The organism is Mycobacterium sp. E2497 (assembly GCF_001668695.1).
Lineage (GTDB): Bacteria > Actinomycetota > Actinomycetes > Mycobacteriales > Mycobacteriaceae > Mycobacterium.
Genome location: NZ_LZKD01000220.1, coordinates 1 through 21,073 on the forward strand (window position 1 = coordinate 1; position 21,073 = coordinate 21,073).

Here is a 21,073-nt window from a genome sequence, read left to right on the forward strand (position 1 = left end):
GGGCAACGGCCGCAAGTCGATGCGGGCCTGGCTGCTGTCCGCGCATCTCGGCTAGCGGCGAGGTTTCGGAGCGCGGGATTCGGGAGACCCTGACTGGAGCGACATCACCGGTCAGAGGAGCTCACGTGGACCAGCAAGTCAATCTCGACCCGCCGCCCGCGCCCGACGACGCCCGACAGGCGACCGAAGAACAGCGCAAGCTGCAGGAACAACTCGAGCATCAGAACGATGACCCCGACGCGCCCGGGTTGCAGCAGTCCCGCCATGACACGGCCGATGAAAGCACGCGCTAGGTTGCGCAACGCCTGGCAAGTTGGCGGATCGGCGCTCGGCCGGTCAGCTATCGTGCGCGACTCGACGGCGACCCGCACGACGCGGGAGTTGACTGGGCACGATCGACGGCACCCGCACCGCCCGATCGGGTTCAATAGTCACCCCCGCCGCCCGGCGTGAGCGGGAAGCCCCGCTGTTGAGCCAGCAAGCGAATCCGCCCAGGACGAGGCCGACCCCGACACCGAGGTCGGGACGCTGGCCCAGGATGAGCCACGCCAGTACCGCGGCGACCGCGGGGATGACGGCGAACAGCATCGCGACCGCAGCCGCGCCGTGGGTGTTGATGGCCCGGACGTAGAGGCTCACCGCGAGCGTCGCGTTCAACAGCACCATGCCGGCGATCGCGATCGCGGCCTGCCGGACGTCGTGCACGGTGAACGGCGTGAGGAGCGCCAGCGCCGCGGCGGGAACGAGCGCGACCGCGTTCTGCAGCGCGCTCATCGTGCGAAAGTCGACGCCGGTGCAGAACCGTTGCTGGTAGACGCCGCCTGCTGAAAGCCCGAGCAGGGCAACGCCAAGCAGCACGATGACCGGGTCCACGCCGTGGGTGGTCGCCAACCGTTTGGCGCACGCGGCGAGCACCGCGAGGACACCGAGGGCGAGCGCGAGCAGTCGCTGGGGGCCGAGCGGCTCGCGCAGGAACAGCGAGGCCAGGATGGCCGTGGCGACGGGGTTCATCGCGACCACCACCGCGCACAGCACCGCGGGCGATCCGCGCTGAACGGCCTCGTAGAGGCAGCAGAACTGCACGGCCTGGATCAGCAGGCCGACCACCACGACATGACCGAACTGCGCGCCCCGCGGCCAGGGCGCCTTGGCCAGCACGGCCCATATCGCCAAAACCATTGCGGCCAAACCGAAGCGGAACACCAGCGCGGCCATGGGCGTCATGGCCGTCACCGCCAGCACCCCGATGGGATAACCGAGGGCGTAGAAGAACGTCACCGCCGACGCGGTGGTCAGCGGCATGCGCGGCAGGTCCATACGACCCATGCTGGCCTAGGCCCACCCGCGCAGTCCAACGATTATTGCTGATCGGGACTGATCGCGGTTGCTTATCAGTCCAGTGGGGCAGCGGCCGAGATTCGACTCAAGTAACTGGACTATTGATTAGCGGTACTGATCGGAATATGGTCGCTGCTATGCCCCAGGTGCTGGACATCGCGCCGTTGCGCAGCCTCGTCGCGGTGGCCGACTGTGGTGGATTTCACCGCGCCGCCGCCGCGCTGCACCTGAGCCAGTCCGCGGTCAGCCAACACCTGCGCCGGGTCGAGGCGGTCGTCGGCGAGCCGCTGATCCAGCGGTCCGGCCGCGGCATTGTGTTCACCGAGATCGGGCTGAGGGTGCTGCGGCATGCCCGCACGATCTTGGCCGCACATGACACGGCGCTCGACGACCTCGGCGCCACCGAGCCCAGGCTCCTGACGATCGGGGCCACCGAGCACGGCGCGGACGTGATGCTGGCGGGGCTCACCAGCCTGCTGCGTGAGCGGCTTCCCGACCGGCGCGTGCGCTTCCGGCTGGACCGCAACGTGTCGCTGGCCGACTCGATCGAACGCGGGCTCGTTGACTTGGCGATCATGCTCGACGGCGCCGGCCTGGACCGTGCCAACGCGTCCGGGTTGGTTCGCCTGCAATGGATTTCGGCGCGCTCGTTGGCGCTCCCGGCGCGCGAACCACTCCCTCTGGTGATCTTCTCCGAGCCGTGCACGTTGCGGGAACCCGCGTTCGCCATCCTCGAAAACCACGGCATCGACTATGAGATCGCCGCCGAATGCGGCGACCTGTCCGGGCTGTATGCGGCGGTACGGTCGGGGCTCGGGGTGGCGTTGCTGCCGATGATCGGCACGCTGCCCGACGGCGTGTGCCCGGCCGAGGGCCTACCGCCCACCAACCTCGCATCCATCCTGGTTCGCGGCCGTGCCGGCATCGACCCCGGGTTGCTGGGCACCGTGGACGAGGCGGTGCGTGAGGTGCTCGCCGCCGCGGACTAACGGCTGCCACCAGATAGTGCCGCCCAGTCGCGTTTTTCGCGTTCCGTCATGTCGTTTGACGTGATGGCGCCGAATCGCGCGGCCTCGCGCGCGAACCGATCCGGCGCGTCGGGCAGCGCATCGGGCCCCTCCAGCCGAAAGCAGCTCGGCGCCAGCGGGCCGAACAGCAGGGCGCGGCGCAGCTGCGGCCAGTTTTCCAGGCGCGGTTCCACGCCAGCGGCTCGGGCGAACGTGATGGCGGCGAGGTTCAATCGCGTTTTCTGGGACAACCCCCGACGAGCGCGGTAGGCATCGATTGCCGTTCGCTGGTCCGCTTCAGGTACATCGGGTATGACGCCGCCCCACGTGTAGGCGATCCACCTGGCCTGAAGTTCCAGCGGCACAAAGTATCCGCCCGCCTGGTCCCACATGCCCATGAGCGCAAGCCCCGGGAGGTCCGGATGAAAGGTAAACCGATCGGCGTCCAGGTGCATCGCGTCAAGGTCCAGAATCTGCTGGATTTCGTCGCTCAGGAACGGTAGACGCACATCGAAACCGGTACCGAACAGCATCCCGTCGAACTCCTCCGCTCGGTCGTCGGCGAAGGTGACCGTCGCGCCCGACACCGCTTTCATCCACGGCCGCACCGATATCCGGCCTTCGGCGACCAACGGAAGATAATGCTGGCTCAACGTCACCCCGGCCGCGAAGAGCGACGGGTCGGGCGCTGGGGCGCCATATTGCTCGGGGCTTCCCGCCGCGCCGACCACGATCTCTTTCAACTGGCGATCGATGTCTTCTGCTGGCAGGGTTTCTTCGGCTAACGCGCCGTAGCGCGTGTAGAGCAAGTGGTCGGTGGGGACGCCGCCAATGAACTTCGGGACGACGTATCGTTGTCGCCGCTGCGTCACGACGACGCGCGCCGCCCCGAGTTGCGCGAGTTCCGAAGCGATTTCGAGCGCACTGATTGCGCAACCGGCGACCAGAACGCGTTTGCCGCGATACGCTGCGGCATCTCGGTAGCCGAATGTGGGCCTGGCACCCGCGCATCCGGAGAACGTTTCCAGTCCGGCGACAGCGGGCACCGCCGGCGCAGTGAACCTGCCGCTGGCCACCACCACGCGCTCGAAGCGGTCGGTCCCATCGGAATGACTCACGAGCCACCCGGGCCCGTCGTCCCGGCTGACCAGCTCCACCCGGTTGCGGAGCCGGAGACGTGGCATCAACCCGAATTTGGCGGCGTAGCGACGCAGGTAGTCGAGAATCTCGTGGTTCGGTAGGTAGACAAGGTCGGTGTCGTGCTCGAGGTCGCTGAAGGCAGTCATCGTGCGACTGCTGTTGGTGTACATGCCCGGCCATACGCCACTCGACCCGGCCGACGCCGCCCACTGGCCGCCCAGCGCCGGACCCTGCTCGAAGAGCGTGGGCTCGAATCCTTGCGACAACAGCCAGCGGGCCGCCACCAGCCCGCCCGGTCCGGCGCCGATCACGGCGACGCTTGTCATCCGGTAACTCTCGCACGCCCGTGCCCGCGTGGGTGGCGGTTCACAGCGCGGCGGTAAGTCTCCATAATGCTGCGCGGTCCACAGACGCTGAGCGGTCGATCGGGCTGATCACCACGTCGGTGGCACCCGCATCGCGATAACGGCGTAGCTGACGCACGACACTTTCCTCGGGTCCGATGGCGGCGAGCTCGGTGACGCTGGCGACTTCTTCCCTGGCGATCACGTTGCGATAAGAGGGGATGCTCTCGTAGAAACTCAGATGTTGCGCGGCGATGGCCTGGGCGCCTTCGACATCTTCGGACAACAGCACCGGAACCGCGGCGATGATGCGCGGCGCAGGACGACCCGCATCGGCCGCCGCCTTGGTGATCTCCGGCACGATGAATTCGCCGATGGTCCGGGGCCCGGCCAGGTAGGGCAACGTCCCGTCCGCCAGTTCGCCGGTGACCCGCAGCGCCTTTGGGCCCATCGCCGCCACATACACCGGGACGGGCGTCCCGCCCGCGACCTGTACCGGCCAGGTGGGGCTCGCACTGAGTTCGCTGCCGTGGAAGTCGACGCCGCCGGTGTTGAACACGGACCCGAGGATCGTCAGATGTTCCCGTAACCGGGTGATCCCGTTGGACCAGTCGGTGCCGAAAGCCTGGCGCTCGATCTGGCGGGCGCCCAGACCGAGGCCGAGGCTGAAGTTGCCGTGCGCGGCGGCCTGTGCCGTCTGCGCCAGCGACGCGACGATCAGCGGGTGGCGCGGATTGATCGGCACCACGGACGTCCCGACGCCGAGTCCGGGCACCGCGGCGCCGACGAGGGCCGCCAGCGCGATCGCGTCATAGTTCTGCTGTTGGGGAAGCCACACCTGGGCCACGCCGTGCTCGTGAGCGTCTCGGGCTTGCGCGATCACGTCGTCGACAAGGTTGGCGGCATCGGGTCGCGCCATCAGGATGATTCCGGTAGCCATACCGACAAGCAACGGCGCCGTCCGCGCGAGCATTCCTGTCGCAATCAGCCTGATCGAAAGGTCACGCATGATGATGGCTCGCGGAGCGAACCGTTGACCACCTTGGATACGTACCGCGCCTGTTTCGTCAATCGCACTACGACACCGCCTATCCTGCCCGCCCAGTTCCCGCCCCCAAGTGGGATTTGAAGGTCTGAGGGGCCCTCCGGGCAGGTGCGGCTCTCAGCCTGATGTTTAGCCGGCCGGCGTCGGCTCAAGAAACGGCCGGTTAAAAATTGCTGCCCGGCTGACTAATTCAGGTTGATGTCAGATTCCCTTTTTATCGTCACGGCGTCCGTCCAGTTCGAGACCATCAAGGAGGAAAGCCATGCCGTTCACGGCGAGCCGGCCAGTGGCATCGGCGGCAGCATCCGGCAGCCTGCAGCAGGATGGGGCGACGCCGGCCGTGCACAACGCCCTCGCGGTCGACCCGGCTCAGCGGGTCGACCCGGCTGGCGGCGACGTGGTATCAGCCTTGGTCGCAATGCATTTCAACAACCACGTGAATACGTATCACACTGCGGCGGCCCAAACAGCGGTTGTCCTGGACATGCTGGCACGAATCTTCAACACCAATGCCGCTTCCCGCTTGCGGAACGGCGGCATCGACGCGTCCGTTGCGGAATAAGGGGGATCACGATGGTGGACTATGGTTCGCTCTCGCCGGAGATCAATTCAGCGCGAATGTATTCCGGCCCAGGCTCGACATCGCTGACCACGGCCGCCTCCGCGTGGAATGCGCTTGCCGCCGAGTTGAATGCGGCTGCTCTGAGCTATCAGAACGTAGTGACCCAGTTGTCCAGCGAGGACTGGCTGGGTTCCGCGTCATCGGCAATGGCCGATGCGGCCGGCCCGTACGTCGAATGGATGAGCACGACCGCCACCCAGGCGGAGCAGGCTGCCAGCCAGGCCAGTGCGGCTGCGGCGGCATACGAGGCGGCCTTTGCCTCGACGGTGCCACCAACCTCGATTGCCGCAAATCGCGCCCTGCTGGCACAGTTGGTGTCGACCAACGTGGTGGGTCAAAACACGGCCGCTATTGCGGCCAATGAAGCCGAATACAGCGAGATGTGGGCGCAGGACGCGAGCGCGATGTATTCCTACGCAGCACAATCGGCGTCTGCGACCAAAGTGACCGCATTCACCGATGCGCCCCAGACGACGAGCTCCAGCGGCCAGGCCACCCAGAGTGCAGCGGTCACTTCGGGGACGGCCAGCTCGACGAGCAGCTCAACGCAGTCGACGCTGTCGCAGGTGCCCAGCACGCTGCAAAGTCTTGCCTCCCCGGCGTCTTCGGCCACCTCATCAGGAACATCATCGAGCAGCTCCTCGACCACGTCGTCAAGCAGCTCCTCGTCGACCACGTCCTCAACCAGCTCCTCAAGCAGCTCCTCAAGCAGCTCCTCGTCGAGTTTGGCCAGTGAGATCTGGTACCTGCTGACCGGGCAGAGCACCCTGCCCACCAACCTCGGGACGTTCCTCAACGGCTATAGCCCCTACGCCAGCTTCCTTTACAACACCGAGGGTTTGCCGTATTTCAGTGTCGGTATGGGCAACTTCGGGGTGCAAATGGCCAAGACCCTGGGGGTGATCGGCGGAACGGCCGCTGCCGCGGCCAAGGCACTGCCAGGGCTCGGTGGGCTGGGCGGCCTCCTGGGTGGCGGTGCGCACGTCGCGGCGAGTTTCGGCAACGCCGCTGCGGTCGGCCCACTTTCGGTGCCGCCCGTATGGGCTGGGGCCGGGACGGCGCCGGCGATCACCCACGCCGTACCCGTCAGCAGCATCAGCGCGGCGCCCGAGGCTGCTCCCGGCAACCTGCTCGGTGGCCTGCCCCTTGCCGGTACGGGCGCCGAGGCAGCCGGTCGCGGTCCCCGCTACGGCTTCCGCCCCACTGTCATGGCCCGCCCACCCTTCGGCGGGTGACCGGCCGAGGGCGCGTTTCTGGCGCCGGCGGTGGTACGGCATCTCCGCCCGCGCTGAAGAGCATCGGGCTCGCTCATGTCGCATCAGGGTGCAGCGGCAGTGTGAGTTTGAAGCGCGCCCCGGGGTGGTGGGGAACGCACGTGAGCTCCCCATCGTGGGCGCGCGCCAGTGCGCGAGCGATGGGCAAGCCGAGTCCCGCGCCCCCCTGGTCCTGGTCTCGGGCGGTATCGAGGCGGACTAGCCGGTCGAAAATCCGCTCGCGTTCGGTGTCTGGGATGCCCGGGCCTGAATCGGTGACGGTGAGCTCCGCGTGGGCTGCGGAGCCGCCCCGTGGATCGCTGCGTGGGCTGCGGCGCACGTCGATCACAATGTGGCCACCGTCTGGGGTGTGCCGACGGGCGTTGTCGACAAGATTGGACACGACCTGCTCGATACGCGCTCGGTCGGCGCGGATGAGCACCGCCGGCTCGCCAACGCGGGTGACGGTGATTCCCGGTGAAAGCAAAGTCGCTCGTTCACATTGGCCTTGGGCGATCTCTACCAGGTCAGCATCTGAAAGATCCAGCGCCACACCGGAATCGATGCGACTGAGATCGAGCATATCGGAGACCAGTCGAGCGGCTCGGCGTGATTCATCCAGCAGCAGCGCGGCGCGCCGGTGCTGGGAATATACACTTGCCTCGCCATTCTGTTCAGTTGGCGCACAGAGGATTTGTTCTGCAGCGGCACTGATACCGGTGATCGGTGTGCGAAGTTCGTGCGCGGCATCGGCAAGAAATTGGCGAATGCGTTGTTCGGAGGCTTCCAAGGCGTCGAGCATGTCATCGAACGCCGCCGCCGCGCGCCCCAGTTCGGTCCCAGAACGATCAGGCCGTAACCGCTGGCCGCGGTCGCCGACGGCGATCGATCGCGCCAGGGCGGTAAGCCGATCCAGCGGGTGCAATGCAGTGCGGGTAGCGACGGTCAGCAGCAACGCCGCGACGGCCAGGGTGACCACACCGCACGCGACCATGACTTCGCGCAACCGCCGGATCAACGTTGTGGTTGGGGTGGTGTCGGCGACCAGAATCACGCGCCCGCCCGACATCAGCGGGTGCACCACCACGGTGGCGGTGCCCTCCGCCGATCCCGGCGGTGGCGGTGGGGGCCACCCCGGCGGTATCGGCGGAGGTGACGGCCAACCAGGCGGAGGCGACGGCAGGGGCGGCGGGACCGTAGGTCCGGTTACCGTCTCGGGGCGGATGGCTTGGTCACCGTGGGTGGTCCCGTCCGCCGCAACGAGCAGCGCACGGATTCCGGCGCCGCCCAACAGCGCCGCAAGCTGATCAGAGGGGGTCTTCGCGGCGGCCAACGCGTCGGCGCGTCCGGCGGTGACCATCAGCCGACTGTGGACATCGCGATACGTCTGCGCGCGTAACAGCGCATCAATCGTGATGCCCAGCACCACCAGAAGGACGGTCAGCATCCCGAGGACCATGAGGACCACCCGTCGATGCAACGAAGGGGTGGCGGTAGCCGGCACAGCCGCCGTGCGACGACGGCTCACGACCGGATCGGCTGCAGCCGGTAACCGATGCCACGCACCGTGTGGAGAATCCGGGGCCCGTGTGCTTCCAGTTTGCGGCGCAGCCTCTTGATGTGAACGTGGACCACGTTGACGTTGTAGGAGCTGTAACCCCACACGACGCGCAGGATCTGCGCTGAACTGACGATGCGGCCGCGCTGCTCGACCAAGAACGCAAGGAGGCGAAGTTCGGTGCCAGTCAGGTCCAACGGCGATCCGGCCCGGGCGACCACCCCGGCCTCGAGGTCCAACGTCAGGTCACCGTATTGGACCACCGCCGGCAACCGCCCGCGACGGCGAAGCACAGCCCCGACCCGAGAGATCAGCTCGGCCAGTTCGAAAGGCTTCACCACATAGTCGTCAGCACCGCCGTCCAAGCCACGCACCCGGTCGGGCAACCCGTCGCGAGCGGTCAACACCACGATTCCGGCTTCACCCCAATCGCGCACCACATCGATCAACTCGAACCCATTACGTCCGGGCAGCATGACGTCCAAGATCACCAAATCGGGCCGGAAGCCCTCCAGCACCTCTTCCAACCGCGTCCCATCCGTACGCACGGCGGTCAGATACCCGACCCCGGTCAGGGCTTCGCCGAGCATGTCACGGATCGCTTTGGTGTCCTCCACCACCAAGATCCGCGCCCCACCCGCGGTGACGGTTCCCCGCCGACCCAAGGGCCGCACGTGCCGCGGGCGCTCGAGTTTCGAGCCGATCACCTGAGTAGTTGTTGGACGACAAACGGCGGCAATGGTCCCCATCCACCACGCGACCTTCGCGGACGACTTATGTGTTTCGTTCCAACTCGGGGTTCGGTGATGGTGGGCACGGCGTCCTCCGTTCCGGGATATCCCAAGCGCCTAGCGGGTTCCGGCCCCAGCGCTGGCGCCGGCGAACCCGAAAGCCGATTGGCTCATCATACGAACGAACTAGTACGTCTGTCTAGCCGTAGCGTCCCAGGCCCGCGGCGTCTTCCAGAAGATCGGCAGCATTCGCTACGCTCTCGGCGGGTTGGATCATCTGACCGGCCACCTCACGAGCTGCCGTAGCGTAGTGGGGACTCAAGACGCGCCGCAGATCCGTCACCAGCAATTGCTGGCTGATGTCCGAGAATCGGCGCGCTGTGCCCACTTTGAGTCGCTCCACCACCTCCCCCCAAATCGGCTGGTCGACCCAAAGCCACAGGATCAGTGCGGGAATTCCGGCGCGCAGGCCTGCGGCTGTGGTGCCGGCACCACCATGGTGGACTAGCGCGCGGCACGCCGGGAACACCACCGAGTGGTTGACCGCGGGGACAACCTTCACGTTGTCGAACTGGGGGACGCTGGTGAAATCATTTGTCCCGGAACACACCAGTGCCCGGAGGCCAACTTGAGCGCAGGCGGCGCTGATCAGGGCGACCGTTTGAGCGGCAAACCCGATCCGTACGTTACTGCCGAAACCGAAGTAGATGGGCGGGCTGTCCTCGGCAATCCACGCCAAGACGTCGCCATCCGCAGCCGTCGGCAAGCCCAGCGTCAGCGCCCCGATGAAAGGCCGGGTGACGCCGCACCTCGCCCATTCGTCTGCCAATCCCGGAAAACACATCTGGTCATAGGCCTGGATTTCCAGCGCTCCATGTGCAGCAGACCCAACCGCGTGCGGTAGACCCAGCACACGACGCTGAGCATCCTCCGCCTCCCGGATCGCTTGCCCCACCACGCCGCCGGGCTCGCCCACAGGGCTAGGGAAGAAGTTGAGGGTCGCCCGTGGAACCTCATGACGCTCCGCAACGTTGGCGGCCAGTCCCTGCGCGCTCGCGTCCGTCAGGAGCAGGTCCGCTCCGTCGGTCAGCGACGTCAGCGTCTCACTCAGGTGGGGCCAGAACCGGTTGATCCGGTAGATCACTTCGCATACCACGTTCAACGGATGCGGTGCGCCGCTCAAGAAGTTGCGGACGTGGTCTGCGGTTTGCAGCTCTCGGCTGCTCGGGCCGTATTCGACGGCCGCGAGGCCGGCCGACCTCACGAAGGCAACCAGATTGGGCGGAACGGCGATGTGGACCTCATGGCCCCGCCGCACCAGTTCGCGGCCAACAGCGGTAAAGGGCTCGACATCGCCCCGACTTCCCAGGGTCGCCAACGCAAACTTCATCGGAGGAACCTCATTCGGCCGTAGCCCCTCGCCCGACCGGCGCGAGCCGCCGTGCAACGACACTCGAGCGATTCAGACCGCATTTTTCGAAGTTCCGAGCTCAACCCGAAAGGCTCGTTGCGCAGACCGGTAGCCCAGCCGGTAGGACTCCCCGACGCGCGTCTTCCATGTCAGAAGTGCGCGTGTCCTTCGTGAAATTGCCGGCCGAGAAACAGTGCGGATGAGCGCTCTGCCGAAGCGACCGTCGAAGTCCTGGAACAGCGCGCGGAAGTCCTGCGCGCTGGCCCGGTATGCCTCGAACACCTGATCCAGTGCAGTCTCCGCCACCGGCTCGTCGCGCGCTGCCGAGCCCAGTTCTTCATATACGGACGACATCCAGTCCGTGCCGAAGAGGTCGGTCACCGGACCACAGTGCTGCTGGCGCCGCAGACTGTGGGTGAGGAATTCGTCTATGACGCGCTGGTCCGGTATGTCGAAATCGATTGCAAGCGCGGTGGAAACACGCGCGATTTCCCAGCGCCAGTCACTCAGAAGGTTCGCGTAGTCGACGAATACGCGTGGGACACCACGGGTATTCCGCTCGGCCAGCAGGTTGTATTTGAGCCACAAGGCGCTCGCCAGGTGAGGCGAGACTCGACCGTGCTTCACCAGTGACGCGACGACCTCCTGCGGGTGACGCAGGGCCACCACGACAGCGACGTCGAGTCCGACCGAGCGAGCCGCTTTGAACCAGAGGCCGGATACGATCGTTATTCGCGGTTCCTTGATGATCAGCAGAGGTGCGGCGGGGAGCCCGGCAAGAAAATTCCCGATCTGGGCGGTGTAGGTGGCGCTCTGATCAGGGTCGAACGCCGGTTGATCTTGCAGGCGCAGTGTGGGATCGGCCCATCCACTGCCGAGGCGGTACAGGATTGCTTCGTTGAGATCGATCGCCTCGCGTGGCTCCCAATAACCGGCAGGATTGGACTGGTCGGCGCCCAACAACGCGCCCGGGAGCGTACCGCCACACAGCGCAAGGGTGCGGGCCGTCGCCGATGTTCCAGACCGCTGCGCCCCCAGCACAAATAGCGCGAGTGGACGCTTCACCATCGCCCCCCGTCCGGCTGTTCCGCGCAGTGGCGCCGGGTCCATCGGTGTCCGCGCGCTATCTGGGCTGACCCGACCCGTGACCATCCGACGCGCGCGCACCCACGAGTGATTGCCGTCATGGCGACTGAGTTCCGCCATTGGCTGCTGTTCCTCCAAGGACGTCCTCCGTCTGCACCACTGCTGCTTCCATGCCGTCGGCGCTGGCGACATTAGGCCGCATATCTGACATCGACCTGACCGCCGGATCGAACGGCGACATTCCGACAGAATCTACCAGACGAACTCGTTCGTTTTGGTAGTATGAGACTGTGCGAAATACCACCGAGCTGCGCCAGGAGATCCTCGCTGCGGCTAGAAGCGAGTTCGCGGCATACGGGCTCGCGGGTGCCCGTATCGACCGGATCGCCCGAACCGCGCAGGCCAGTAAGGAACGGCTCTACGCCCATTTCGGTGACAAAGAGACGCTGTTTCGCGAAGTCGTCGTCACCGACGCCGCCGAATTCTTTCGCTCGTTTCAGCTGCGCCCGGAGGCCATTCCCGAGTTCGTCGGTGATGTCTACGACGTGGCATGCAGCCATCCCGAATTCCACCGCATGATCACGTGGTCGCGACTGGAAGGCGTCACACTCGAAGAACCACCCGTCCTCGAAAATGATCTGGCGACGATCGCAGCCGCCCAGGCGGGTGGCCACGTGGATCCCGCATGGCAACCCATGGATCTCATGGTGCTGCTTTTCGGCATCGCCCTCGCGTGGGCTAATTCGCCACTTGCCAACGTGCCAGAAGGCGCCCGCGTCATTGCGCGCCGCCGCGCCGCCGCCGTGGAAGCCGCCGCGCGTTTGATCGCTCCCCGCGCCACCTAGGCCGCCCTCGCATCTGTACGGCCACGCAGTCACCTGAATGCCCTGGGGTGGTTGGCATTCGAACTCCGACCGGATCGGTTCGCCGATCGCACGAACCCCGAGCCCACCGCACGCCACTCGCGTCGTCGCACCTCACCGCTTCGACGGCGATACGCGCAAGAGGCGCCGCAATAACCCGACGATCAACAGGACGGCGCCGAGCAGCGGACCGATCGTCATCAACACGTCCCTGGCACAGTACATCAGCCACACGTTGACGCTGGACCATAGCGTTGCCGAAACCAGCGCGACGACAACGAAATTGCGGAACGGGAACTGCAGCGCGCCGACCACCGCAGGAACAAGTCCCCGGGCTGGGGGAAACCATCGTTGCATGACCATCGAAGACATACCGCGCCGGCGTACGGCACCCAGAGTCGTGACCAGCCTTGCACGGTGCCTACGTAACGGTCTGTACCTCAAGATATCTGGACCCCATAAGCGGCCGACGAGATAGCTCAAGACGTCACCGAGCGTCGCACCCGCGGTGGAAAGAGCGATCAGAATCCACAGCGAGATTCGACCGGCGGAGACCAACATAGTCGCCACCATGAGCACCGGCTCTGCCGCGATGACTACTGCCACGATCGGCATACCAGACAGCACGACAACAACGGATAAGACGACATACACCAGTGCCGAAGGCAGTTCTGCGAGGTGATGGACTACAGCCTCCATCGGCCGATTGTGCGCCTCATGCCGACGGGTTCAGGTGGGCGGGGTCCGCCCATCACATCTCCTTCGCTTGGGCACGACACGCCTTTCCGCTTCACCGGCCCCTGCCCGACGCCGACCGTCAGCGAAATTCGGTTGTCCAGAATGACTGTCGGCATCAAACGATGAGCTGCTTTGGCATGACGACCGGCTTGAACCCGTACCGCGGCGCAGCACCGTAGGCGCCCGCGCCCTTCCCCGCCGCCGCCATCCCCGGCATCCCGGGCATAGCCGCGACGGGCTCCTCCGCACCTACGGTCCATCCCGACCCTTCAAGCGGCGCGGCGGCAGAAGCCAATGTCGTAGCTGGAGCGGCAGCAGACCAGCTACCCGGGACGGACAGACCGCCGACCGCGGATGCCTCACCAAGCGTCGCCGATGCCGCCGCGCCAGACACCGACCCAACCATCGTCCCCGGCGTTACGGCAGCCGCACCGGCAACGGGGGCAACCGAGTCGGTGAGAGCGAAGGGGACCGCCGGCACGGCACCCAGGGTGTGACCCAGTGATACCGCTGTCGGGATGGTATTCATGACAAACCAAGCCGCTGTGTTCACCGCACCGTTGACGCCGTTCTCCACAAAGCCCGTGCCCAGCAAGTCGTTGAGGGCGCTCAAGATTGTCGTCGAACTTGAGGTCGAACTACTGCTCGCGGAAGTGGTTGCCGACGACACCGAGCTCGACAGGTTGGACAGCGTGTTGTTCAGGGTTGAGGTCGTCGAATTGCTCGCGACCGCCGCGGAAACGGCGGATCCCTGCGCGCTGACGCCGCTAGCATTGGTGGTCTCGGTGGGAGACGTCAGCCCCGCCAGCTGTGTCGAGGCCATCGACGCGGCGGCGTACGTGTACATCGCGGTGGAGTCTTGTGCCCACATCTCCCCGTATTGCGTCTCGGTGGCCGCGATCGCCGCGGTGTTGACGCCCAGGACGTTCGTGGCTACGAGCGTCGCCAGCTGCGCACGGTTGGCGGCAACCTCCGCCGGGGGTACTGTCGCCGCGAAAGCCGCTTCGTAAGCGGCAGCCGATGCAGTGGCCTGAGACGCGGCCTCCTGCAGCTCGGTGGAGGTGGTGCTGAGCCAAGAGATGAAGGGCTCAACCGCTGCGGACATCGCCGCCGATGAAGAACCCAGCCAATCCGATCCCGTGAGCTGTGAAACCACGGATTGATAGGAAGACGCCGTAGAACTCAGCTCCGAGCTGAGATTGCTGAACGTCGTGGCGGCTGCCATCAACGGACCGGCGCCGGCGCCGGCGTACATACGCGCGGAATTGATTTCCGGCGGTAGAGCTCCCCAATCAGGCATTGTTATCCCATCCCTCGATTAGATCCGGTTTGACTGACTGCATTGCAACTTCGCTGTTGCACGCGGGCGCCATTGCCGCTTGCGTGCTAGATGACGGTTTTCTTCGGCATGACAATGGGTTTCACCCCGTAGCGGGGAGCACCGAAACCGGCGCGGGCGCGGGCGCCCAAACCAGGCATGCCCGGCACGAGCGTTCCGGGGCCGGCCTGCGGTTGCGCCGCGGTCCAGCCGGTGGTCTCGACCGCAGCAACACTGCCAGTCTCCGGCGCCGCCGCGCTGATCCAACTCGGTGGCACGGATAGCTTGTTCGCGACCAAGGTGGACTGGCCCAATGCGGCCGCGGGCATCGCCCCCAGGCCCATTCCCGAGGCGGCGGGCGCCGTATCACCCACGAGGCCTGCGGCGGCGGCTGCGTCACCGGCAGCGTCCGCGGCAGAGGTGTCCAGGAGGCCGCCGCCCGCCATGCCGAGCAGATCGGAAGCGGCCGACGCCCAGTTGCCGCCCCCGATGTTGAGGATGTTGGCGAAGCTGCTGGAAAGTCCCGTTGAGCTGTTGTTGCCCAGGAAGTTAGCCAGGTCTTCGATGAGCCCTGCAATCCCGCCGCTACTGCTGCTCGTACTGCTGGTTGCGCTCGCCGTCGCATTGCTGACGCTGGATGCCGCGGTCCCAACCTGGTTGGCCGCCTCGGTCTCACTGTATGAGTTCGAGGAGGATCCGAGCACACTTATCAGCTGTTGCTGAATGGCGTTGGCCTCGGCGCTGATTGACTGATACAACAGCCCGTAGGTCGAGAAGACCCCTGCCGTCAACGCCGAAACCTCATCTGCAGCTGCTGGCGCCAGAGCTGTGGTAGAACCGGCGGCGCCCGCACTCTCAGCCGCAAACGAATTGGCAAGCGCCTCCAGCTGGGCGGCCGCCGCAGCGATCGCCTCCGGTGCCGTCGTCAAGTACGACATCTGTTCTCCTTTTGGTTCTCTCGTGTTTCGATGGCGCAGGCCAACAGGCGAGATCGGCCTCTTTGATTCGCGAAAAGTAGGGCGCGAATCTGACACCGACCTGACGAAATCGCTCAGCAGTGGAGGATGCTTTGGATAAGGAGACGGCGACGATGCCGACGGTTCTGAGGCTGCTCTGTCGACCGGTGCCACGTCTCAACTCCGCACCGCGCACGGCGGACGGCGGAGTGTACGCACGATTGGGGCGAGTGGCGCAGAGCGCGAAATCCACTCGGCCGCAGCGGTTTATCCAGCTTGTCCCGTCGATGCAGGCCCAGCGGCACTAACCGCCATTCCCCCGGTAGGCGAAGCAAGGCAGGCCGTGTTCGTCAGTCGTTACGGCGTTTGCCCGATGATCTTCGGTACGCAGCGCAGGGCCCGATCGTGGGCTTGCAGGCAATGCCAAACTTCATACAGACGTCACAAGTCAGGGCCTATGTCATCCCGATTTCACAAATTGAGCTTCGGATTTCACACGGTTCTACCGCAGCCCGGCCCATTCAGAAGGCGTGCGCCAGGGCGCTTCCCGGCCCCGATACGGCTCGGCGACCTCCGTAGCAGCACAACGGATTTCCGCCTATTGTGTGGAGTCGGCCATGGTGGTTCCCGGCGCGATTCCCTTCAGCGTGGGGCGTATCAGGGCCGGCCACCGTCGAGAGTTGCCGTCGGTGTTGGGCGACGCCGTCGGTTCATTAGGGTGCGGTAGCGCGATGGCGCGCGAAGGGGTTGAGATTTCGAAAGGGATCGGAGGTGCGCAGCCGCTGCAGGTCGGCCAGGATGTCTTCCAGCGCCTGACGGGTTTGCTGCTTGACGATGTCCACCCACTCCTCGTCGGTCACCCCCAGCGGTCTACTCGTGTCGATGGGAGGCCCGAACCGCAAGTACATGCGTTGGGGACGCGGGATCAGGCTGGGACCTACGCCCCGCATCAACGGCATGGCCATGTCGGGGCGGCCACTGAACGTGCGGGCCAGAGCTTCGCTGAACCTCCCGTATGCACTGTCGCGAGTCGTCAAGCTCCGATAAACGTCGTCACCGCCGACGAGGCCGGCAGGCACTATCGGATAGCCGTTCTCAACCGATAGGCGCGCAAACCCGGCACGTCCCTCCCAGCGCAGTGTGTATTCTTCACCCTTGAATTTCGGGATCTCGCGGCCACCACCCGGGAACACCAGGATGGTCTGGTCGTTGCGCATCAGTGCGCGCGCTGTCTCTGGGGCGCCGACCACGGCCCCGAATGCGGCCACCAGGTCGCCGGGTAACCCGCGCAGGCGCCCAATGCCCCGTTCTGCCAATGGGCGCACTCGGCTACCGATCGAACGTCGTACGGTATCGCAGATCAAGAAGACCTCCGATCCCGACTGGGTGTGGTTGGCCACCAACAGGAATCGCCCATCGACTGGCAGGTTCTCAAGGCCATCGATGAAGGGCTGCTGTAAGTCGACCAGCGGCCGCATCCGGTCACTCACTGCGTCAAGAACGCGGCGCAATCGGAGCACCCGCCTGCCGGGCTCCATGATCGTGGCCGCGTCGATGCCCTCAGCCACGGACGCTGGCCCGGGGACGAGAGAAGACGACGCTTTGGGATGCCGGTCCGAATCGCCTTGCGGTGGATAGCATCTCGATGCCCATCTGCGGGTCCGCGGCGCGACCGAGCGCCCGGAGCGCCGACGGGCTGTAGGCCCGCAGGGCGCTGATCAGCCCGTCGTGGAGCCCCGGTTGGATCCACGACCATGGCACGAGCGTCATCATCGTCGGCAGCATCAACACCGGTTGCAGCACCGTTGCCAACGGGTGCTGCCGTTTGAGGTCTATGACCAGAAACCGCTTTGCCACCCGAGTGGCCTCCGCGATGGCGCGGCACGCGACGGCCGGGGGAAGGTGGTGAAAAGCCAACGCGAACACCACCAAGTCGTAGCTGTTGTCGGCAGCCTCGATCGCGGTGGCGTCAATTACCTGGATCCTGGCGCGTGGGTGGCGCCCCAGCTCACCCGCAGCGATGTTGGCCACAGATGCCGGGTTCAGATCACTGACCGTGACAGTGGCGGTTGGATGGAGTTCCAGGATCTGTGCGGAGAGCTTCCCGTGGCCCGCACCGAGCTCGAGGATGCGCGGATTGGGGATGTCGGCGACGACATCGAGGGCAGTCCGTGCGAATTCCTCATGCTGTTTGGTCCGCGTGCCCACCCGATCGAGCATCCCGATGACCTTTTGCTTGACCTCGTCGGACACGTCATCACGGTCGAGGTACTCGAGGGCGTCCGTCTCGATCAGCCGGTCCAGCCACGATGCGTCGGGGCCACCCCGGGGCATCGTCGCAACGGACCCGTCTGACACTTTTTCCTTTGCCATATCGTCTTTCCCTTCTCAAACGGAACTTTCTTAAACAGACATTGTTTTGTCGCTCTTGGGCTTTGTAGTGGCCCGCACCCGGCCACGAGTCGGCCTGGCGACTTTGCGAGGCGTCCAGGCCGGGCCCGAGCGGGTTCCAGACCATGATACCAAACGAACTAGTTCGTATTGTACGCACGAGCGCGAGGGGACGTCGCACTCCATCAGGCAGTCACTCAGGCCCGGCTGAAACTATTGGAAGACGGTCGGCCTACGGTCACGACGGTAGTGGGAGCGCGGGGGGAAGCGGCGCGCTGGCGGGTTGTCCCAACTCCGGGTTTCCAACACCCGCCGTGCAACGTCGACGGCCGTCGCCCTAATCGTGATCGCGGGGTTGCGCCAGGCCCGCGATAAACAGGTCGATCATGCCGTGAACGTCGTAGTCGGGATCGGCTTCGACACCGATGCACAGGTTGCCGACGCCGTGTAGGAAGTCCAGCGGACGGACGTCACCGCGCGGAAGACCGCTGGCCGCAGCAGCTTTCAGCAATCGATCGCACACGGGCAACAGGCGTTCAAGGAATTCGGCATGCAAAGTGTCGAAGCCGGCCTGGTCTGAGCGCAACGCCCGGGCCAACCCGTGCTTGGTGACCAGGAAGTCGGCGAACCGGTGAACCCACGACCGCAACGCTGCATACGGGTTCTCGTCGGGTGCCGGGACGATCGCCTCGAGCGAGGACAGCGCATCGAGTTGATGGCGAAAGACCGCCACGACGAGATCGGCGCGGGTGGGAAAGTGCCGATAGATGGTGCCCACCCCGACACCGGCCTCGGCCGCGATCTCACGCACAGGAGCATCGACCCCGGCGCGCACGAACACCGCTGCGGCGGCATCCAAAAGCGCTTGTTCGTTGCGGCGAGCGTCCGCGCGCTTGGCGGGGCGCGCCCGAGCGGCCGGAGCCCGAGGCGTCACACTTCATCCTCTTTCGATCAAAGTTGAAAAGCGGAGCACTGTTCCGATACGCTAGCGGAGCGGCGTTCCGGTTCCATCGTAGACCGCCGTTCCCCGCCTCACCGAATGACTCAGAAGAGGTTTGACTCCATGAGCGCCACTCTCGCGACCGCCGACAACGACATCGATCGAACGACGCCGGTCATCTCAGTTCGACCGGTGACCCTGGCCGCGCCGGGCCGTGGCCACGACCTGCAGGTACGCGTCTCCGCACCCGCGCGCGGCCGAGGGCTACCGGTCATCGTCTTCTCCCACGGCATGACGCTGACGATGGACGATTACGTCCCTTTGAGCGAATTCTGGGCCTCCAGTGGGTTCATCGTGATCCAGCCAACCCACCTCGATTCGCTAGGCCTCGCCCCAGATGACCCTCGCACCCCTGACATCTGGCGGATTCGGGTCCAGGACCTCACACACATCCTCGACCAACTCGACCGGGTCGAAGCGGCCGTGCCCGGCCTGACCGGGCGCATCGACCGCGGGCTCGTGGTCGCGGCCGGACATTCATGGGGAGCGCAGACCGCCAGCATGCTCGCCGGCGCGCGCGTCGTCGAAGGCGGCCGGGCGCCGGGGCAAAGCATGGCCGACCCGCGGGTGAAGGCCGCGCTGCTGCTCTGCTTGCCCGGAACTGGGGGCACCGATCTGACCCCATTGGCCACCGAGTACTTCCCTTTTATGAACCCCGATTTCACCGATCTGACGACCCCGAGCCTCATGGTTTCCGGCGACCACGACCAGTCCCCCCTCAGCACGCGCGGTCCGGACTGGTTTACCGACGGCTACCGGCTCAGCCCGGGCGCACGCGACCTGCTTGTGCTGGCAGGCGGAGAACATGGCCTCGGCGGCATTCAGGGTTACAACGACACCCGCACCACCGACGAGAGTCCAGAGCGTGTCGCGATCGTCCAGCACGCCACGGTGGCCTGGCTGCGCACCGCGCTCGGTATCGATGACAGTGCATGGCCTTCCCAGCGACAAAGACTCGCCGCCAACCCCGAGCAGCTGGCAAGAGTCGACTCGAAGTAAACGATTCCCTACTTCACCCACGCTCCAAGTGCAGCGAGCATGCGTGCCTGGCACAAGAACGGCGACCACGGGTAGCCACTAGGGCTCGGTACGCTCCGCACACCGATCCCCAGGTCGTTACGGTCGCGGGCGATCAACGCCGACGACGGCCATAGTCTGCAAGTCACGCCGCATATCCCGGAACTTCCGGCAGCGACGCACACAAGTTAAACCTTGCATTCGCGACGACAGCGTTACTATACTAACTATGCAGTTAACTATACGGAGGCTTGAAGGGCGTGAAATTCTATGCTTACCAGTGACATTCCCCCTTACCTGAAGTCATTTCTAGAAGCTATGCATGCCCGCGATGCAACGGGCGCCGCTCGGCACCTGGCAGAGAATGTGACGCTCAAGAGCCCAATCGTGGTTGAGCCGTTCGTCGGTCGTGATCAGGCGGCAGGCATCTTGACGTACTTACTCGACATCATCGATGAGTTCACCGTTGTCGATTTCCTGTCCAGCAACACACATTTCGCTGCAGTGTTCAACATCAGAGCCGGCTCGACAAACATCGAGGGGATGGATTACATCCACCTCGACGATGCCGGGAAGGTCGACTCGATGACGATCAGCTGGCGCCCGCTGCCAGCCGTTGTCGCCGTGCAAAATCGCTTGGCGCCCGCCATCGGAGTTCCGCCGCTGGCCCTGGTGCCGGTTTTGGACTCGCCCACGCGGACTTAGCCCTTTGGGCGACAGCGGTCCGATCGGTGGTCGCCACAAGGCGAATCGCCATGGTGTCGAGCCGTCATCGCACCGGCAGTCCCATGGGACCACTGACCACCCGAAATTCCACTGCTCCGGGTCATCGGCGCATACATAGTTACGAGCGCCGCCGCTCGCAAGCCCCCTACTGCGGCCACGCGAGCCTCGAAAGCCGATACAGGTCAGCGCATCCGAATCATTTTCCCGCAAAGCCATGTAGGTGCCCCGATGTTTGAGTCTGTGCTAACAATCGCTGTCTTCCTTATGGCAGTCCTGGCGCCGGTACTGGTTCCAGCGGCCCTCCACGCTGTCCACTTCATCGGCCATTGGCCGCCGAGCTCCAGTCGGTCGCAGCGACTTGTCTTCGGCGGCTCGCTGTATCCCGTCCGCCGGATCCTTCCCACGCGTAGCTTGAGGCAAGTTTCAGCCAGGACGATCCAGCGTCCTGACGAGATCGGCGCCCCCGACATGTCGCCCGATGCTCACACAGCTGTCGCCGTGAGCCGGACCGCGCGAATCGATCACCGCC

Annotated in this window: 20 protein-coding genes; 7 read left to right on the forward strand and 13 right to left on the reverse strand. The window is 65.3% G+C overall.

Annotated elements, in window-relative coordinates; genetic code table 11:
• Positions 1 to 125 precede the first annotated feature (125 nt).
• A complete protein-coding gene (locus tag A5713_RS28820) occupies positions 126 to 293 on the forward strand; it encodes a hypothetical protein (RefSeq protein WP_197516419.1) in 168 nt (55 codons plus the stop codon).
• A 43-nt stretch (positions 294 to 336) separates the two neighbouring features.
• Here the strand turns inward: A5713_RS28820 and A5713_RS19925 are convergent, their stop codons facing one another.
• Positions 337 to 1,302: a DMT family transporter gene (locus A5713_RS19925; RefSeq protein WP_082973057.1), complete on the reverse strand. Its 966-nt coding sequence runs from the start codon at positions 1,300 to 1,302 to the stop codon at positions 337 to 339.
• Between the two features lie 173 nt (positions 1,303 to 1,475).
• Between A5713_RS19925 and A5713_RS19930 the strand changes: the two genes are divergently transcribed.
• Positions 1,476 to 2,327 carry a LysR family transcriptional regulator gene (locus A5713_RS19930; RefSeq protein ID WP_068098095.1) on the forward strand — a complete coding sequence of 284 codons (852 nt, stop codon included), beginning with the start codon at positions 1,476 to 1,478 and terminating at the stop codon, positions 2,325 to 2,327.
• Here the strand turns inward: A5713_RS19930 and A5713_RS19935 are convergent.
• On the reverse strand, positions 2,324 to 3,811 hold the full coding sequence (locus A5713_RS19935) for an NAD(P)/FAD-dependent oxidoreductase (protein ID WP_068098096.1): 1,488 nt from the start codon (positions 3,809 to 3,811) through the stop codon (positions 2,324 to 2,326). The genes A5713_RS19930 and A5713_RS19935 overlap by 4 nt on opposite strands.
• 40 nt (positions 3,812 to 3,851) lie before the next feature.
• On the reverse strand, positions 3,852 to 4,769 hold the full coding sequence (locus A5713_RS19940; RefSeq protein ID WP_068098125.1) for an LLM class F420-dependent oxidoreductase: 918 nt from the start codon (positions 4,767 to 4,769) through the stop codon (positions 3,852 to 3,854).
• Positions 4,770 to 5,136: 367 nt separating this feature from the next.
• On the opposite strand from A5713_RS19940, the gene A5713_RS19945 reads away from it, so the two are divergent.
• A complete protein-coding gene (locus A5713_RS19945; RefSeq protein WP_068098097.1) occupies positions 5,137 to 5,436 on the forward strand; it encodes a PE family protein in 300 nt (99 codons plus the stop codon).
• A gap of 11 nt (positions 5,437 to 5,447) precedes the next feature.
• Positions 5,448 to 6,731, forward strand: a complete 1,284-nt coding sequence (locus tag A5713_RS19950) for a PPE family protein (protein WP_068098098.1) — start codon at positions 5,448 to 5,450, stop codon at positions 6,729 to 6,731.
• Positions 6,732 to 6,804: 73 nt separating this feature from the next.
• On the opposite strand, the gene A5713_RS19955 is transcribed toward A5713_RS19950, so the two are convergent.
• The 4 genes from A5713_RS19955 to A5713_RS19970 all read right to left on the reverse strand — a co-directional run bounded on the left by A5713_RS19955 (position 6,805) and on the right by A5713_RS19970 (position 11,517).
• The gene (locus A5713_RS19955) at positions 6,805 to 8,208 is read right to left on the reverse strand and encodes a cell wall metabolism sensor histidine kinase WalK (protein ID WP_068098126.1); all 1,404 of its coding nucleotides are present in this window, start codon (positions 8,206 to 8,208) and stop codon (positions 6,805 to 6,807) included.
• Between the two features lie 65 nt (positions 8,209 to 8,273).
• A complete protein-coding gene (locus A5713_RS19960; protein ID WP_231980546.1) occupies positions 8,274 to 8,972 on the reverse strand; it encodes a response regulator transcription factor in 699 nt (232 codons plus the stop codon).
• A gap of 265 nt (positions 8,973 to 9,237) precedes the next feature.
• Positions 9,238 to 10,428, reverse strand: coding sequence for a glycosyltransferase (locus A5713_RS19965; protein WP_068098099.1), 1,191 nt, complete (start codon positions 10,426 to 10,428; stop codon positions 9,238 to 9,240).
• 72 nt (positions 10,429 to 10,500) lie between these two features.
• Positions 10,501 to 11,517, reverse strand: coding sequence for a sulfotransferase family protein (locus A5713_RS19970; protein ID WP_369804505.1), 1,017 nt, complete (start codon positions 11,515 to 11,517; stop codon positions 10,501 to 10,503).
• A 308-nt stretch (positions 11,518 to 11,825) separates the two neighbouring features.
• On the opposite strand from A5713_RS19970, the gene A5713_RS19975 reads away from it, so the two are divergent.
• Entirely contained in the window at positions 11,826 to 12,380 is a 555-nt protein-coding gene (locus A5713_RS19975) for a TetR family transcriptional regulator (RefSeq protein WP_068098101.1), read from the forward strand.
• Positions 12,381 to 12,512: 132 nt separating this feature from the next.
• Here the strand turns inward: A5713_RS19975 and A5713_RS19980 are convergent, their stop codons facing one another.
• From A5713_RS19980 to A5713_RS20005, 6 genes are all read right to left on the reverse strand, one after another.
• On the reverse strand, positions 12,513 to 13,097 hold the full coding sequence (locus A5713_RS19980) for a DedA family protein (RefSeq protein WP_068098102.1): 585 nt from the start codon (positions 13,095 to 13,097) through the stop codon (positions 12,513 to 12,515).
• Positions 13,098 to 13,251: 154 nt separating this feature from the next.
• Entirely contained in the window at positions 13,252 to 14,436 is a 1,185-nt protein-coding gene (locus tag A5713_RS19985) for a PPE family protein (RefSeq protein ID WP_068098103.1), read from the reverse strand.
• A gap of 86 nt (positions 14,437 to 14,522) precedes the next feature.
• Positions 14,523 to 15,392: a PE domain-containing protein gene (locus A5713_RS19990; protein WP_068098104.1), complete on the reverse strand. Its 870-nt coding sequence runs from the start codon at positions 15,390 to 15,392 to the stop codon at positions 14,523 to 14,525.
• Positions 15,393 to 16,123: 731 nt separating this feature from the next.
• Positions 16,124 to 16,978 carry a lysophospholipid acyltransferase family protein gene (locus A5713_RS19995; protein WP_082973051.1) on the reverse strand — a complete coding sequence of 285 codons (855 nt, stop codon included), beginning with the start codon at positions 16,976 to 16,978 and terminating at the stop codon, positions 16,124 to 16,126.
• On the reverse strand, positions 16,971 to 17,783 hold the full coding sequence (locus A5713_RS20000) for a class I SAM-dependent methyltransferase (protein WP_068098105.1): 813 nt from the start codon (positions 17,781 to 17,783) through the stop codon (positions 16,971 to 16,973). Before A5713_RS20000 ends, A5713_RS19995 begins: the two co-directional genes overlap by 8 nt.
• 355 nt (positions 17,784 to 18,138) lie before the next feature.
• Positions 18,139 to 18,735, reverse strand: a complete 597-nt coding sequence (locus A5713_RS20005; protein ID WP_068098106.1) for a TetR/AcrR family transcriptional regulator — start codon at positions 18,733 to 18,735, stop codon at positions 18,139 to 18,141.
• Between the two features lie 129 nt (positions 18,736 to 18,864).
• Here A5713_RS20005 and A5713_RS20010 point away from each other — a divergent pair, with 129 nt between their 5' ends.
• Both A5713_RS20010 and A5713_RS20015 read left to right on the forward strand, forming a co-directional pair.
• On the forward strand, positions 18,865 to 19,800 hold the full coding sequence (locus tag A5713_RS20010; protein WP_068098107.1) for an alpha/beta fold hydrolase: 936 nt from the start codon (positions 18,865 to 18,867) through the stop codon (positions 19,798 to 19,800).
• 288 nt (positions 19,801 to 20,088) lie between these two features.
• Positions 20,089 to 20,523 carry a nuclear transport factor 2 family protein gene (locus A5713_RS20015; protein WP_068098108.1) on the forward strand — a complete coding sequence of 145 codons (435 nt, stop codon included), beginning with the start codon at positions 20,089 to 20,091 and terminating at the stop codon, positions 20,521 to 20,523.
• Positions 20,524 to 21,073: the final 550 nt, after the last annotated feature.

Coding starts and splice junctions, on each gene's coding strand:
- A5713_RS19925 (WP_082973057.1), bottom strand. CDS start 1,302: ATGCCGCTGACCACCGCGTCGGCGGTGACGTTCTTCTACGCCCTCGGT.
- A5713_RS19930 (WP_068098095.1), top strand. CDS start 1,476: ATGCCCCAGGTGCTGGACATCGCGCCGTTGCGCAGCCTCGTCGCGGTG.
- A5713_RS19935 (WP_068098096.1), bottom strand. CDS start 3,811: ATGACAAGCGTCGCCGTGATCGGCGCCGGACCGGGCGGGCTGGTGGCG.
- A5713_RS19940 (WP_068098125.1), bottom strand. CDS start 4,769: ATGGCTACCGGAATCATCCTGATGGCGCGACCCGATGCCGCCAACCTT.
- A5713_RS19945 (WP_068098097.1), top strand. CDS start 5,137: ATGCCGTTCACGGCGAGCCGGCCAGTGGCATCGGCGGCAGCATCCGGC.
- A5713_RS19950 (WP_068098098.1), top strand. CDS start 5,448: ATGGTGGACTATGGTTCGCTCTCGCCGGAGATCAATTCAGCGCGAATG.
- A5713_RS19955 (WP_068098126.1), bottom strand. CDS start 8,208: ATGGTCCTCGGGATGCTGACCGTCCTTCTGGTGGTGCTGGGCATCACG.
- A5713_RS19965 (WP_068098099.1), bottom strand. CDS start 10,428: ATGAAGTTTGCGTTGGCGACCCTGGGAAGTCGGGGCGATGTCGAGCCC.
- A5713_RS19970 (WP_369804505.1), bottom strand. CDS start 11,517: ATGGTGAAGCGTCCACTCGCGCTATTTGTGCTGGGGGCGCAGCGGTCT.
- A5713_RS19980 (WP_068098102.1), bottom strand. CDS start 13,097: ATGGAGGCTGTAGTCCATCACCTCGCAGAACTGCCTTCGGCACTGGTG.
- A5713_RS19985 (WP_068098103.1), bottom strand. CDS start 14,436: ATGCCTGATTGGGGAGCTCTACCGCCGGAAATCAATTCCGCGCGTATG.
- A5713_RS19990 (WP_068098104.1), bottom strand. CDS start 15,392: ATGTCGTACTTGACGACGGCACCGGAGGCGATCGCTGCGGCGGCCGCC.
- A5713_RS20000 (WP_068098105.1), bottom strand. CDS start 17,783: ATGGCAAAGGAAAAAGTGTCAGACGGGTCCGTTGCGACGATGCCCCGG.
- A5713_RS20010 (WP_068098107.1), top strand. CDS start 18,865: ATGAGCGCCACTCTCGCGACCGCCGACAACGACATCGATCGAACGACG.
- A5713_RS20015 (WP_068098108.1), top strand. CDS start 20,089: ATGCTTACCAGTGACATTCCCCCTTACCTGAAGTCATTTCTAGAAGCT.